Annotated in this window: 1 protein-coding gene; it reads left to right on the top strand. The window is 74.5% G+C overall.

Annotated features, from left to right (window positions below; translation table 11 throughout):
- Window positions 1-64 precede the first annotated feature (64 nt).
- On the top strand, window positions 65-510 hold a 446-nt coding region (locus ABD774_RS21630; protein WP_345045867.1), incomplete at its 3' end, for a cytochrome c oxidase assembly protein.

Genomic DNA, 510 nt, shown 5'->3' with positions numbered 1-510 from the left:
TGCTGCTCGTCCTCGTCGGTCTCCTTCTGCTGCGGCGGGCCCGCCCCTCCCGTTGAGCGACGTGATGAGCCACCAGCACACCGCGGGTCCCTGGGCGGTGCTCGAGATCGGCGTCGTCCTCGTCCTGGTTCTTGCCGCAGTCGGCTACGCGGCCGCGCTGTGGGCCGCGCGTGACCGGAGCCCGGGGCCGGCGCACCGCACCCCCCTGTGGTACGCGGGGCTCCTCTGCGCCGGCGCGGCGCTGCTCGGCCCGGTCGCCGAGGCGGCCCGTGCCAGCTTCACCGCCCACATGCTCGGGCACGTTCTTCTCGGCATGCTCGCCCCGCTCCTCCTGGTTCTCGGTGCCCCCGTCACGCTCGCGCTGCGGGCCCTTCCGGCGGCCTGCGCCCGGACGCTGACGGGCCTGCTGCGCCACCCCGTCGTGCGCGCCGTGACCCATCCGGCCGTCGCCGCCACGCTCAACGCAGGCGGACTCTGGCTGCTCTACACCACCGACCTCTACCACCAGAT

It is taken from the genome of Georgenia daeguensis (assembly GCF_039537705.1).
GTDB lineage: Bacteria > Actinomycetota > Actinomycetes > Actinomycetales > Actinomycetaceae > Georgenia > Georgenia daeguensis.
This window is presented reverse-complemented; position numbering and strand designations above follow the sequence as displayed.